General features: G+C 53.6%; 1 protein-coding gene. It reads left to right on the top strand.

Translation table 11 applies throughout. The annotated features are described in order from the left end of the window. The first annotated feature begins 10 nt into the window (after positions 1–10). Positions 11–136, top strand: coding sequence for a DUF6444 domain-containing protein (locus F1735_RS38475; protein WP_222853226.1), 126 nt, complete (start codon positions 11–13; stop codon positions 134–136). Positions 137–250 lie beyond the last annotated feature (114 nt).

Here is a 250-nt window from a genome sequence, read left to right as displayed (position 1 = left end):
GCAACTCCAGTTGGTATCCGGGCGTTTGCTGCGTGAGCTGAAGGAAACAAGGGATAGGCTCAACCAATCATCAAGCAATAGCTCAAAACCACCATCGACACGGGCACCCTGGGCCGCCAATGCAAATGGTGATTAGCGCTGATCTTCAGCATAACTGAACTTTGGTCGCCGTTACGTGTCCAACCTTGCATATGCGTGCGCGGTGGCGCAGGCGGGAGAAGATTATGGCGACGATGAATCGGGTTCAGTT

Origin of the sequence: Massilia genomosp. 1 (genome assembly GCF_011682185.1) — a bacterium.
Lineage (GTDB): Bacteria > Pseudomonadota > Gammaproteobacteria > Burkholderiales > Burkholderiaceae_D > Telluria_A > Telluria_A rubra.
Note: the sequence above shows the minus strand (reverse complement) of the source record. Positions and strands in the feature narration are given on the sequence as shown.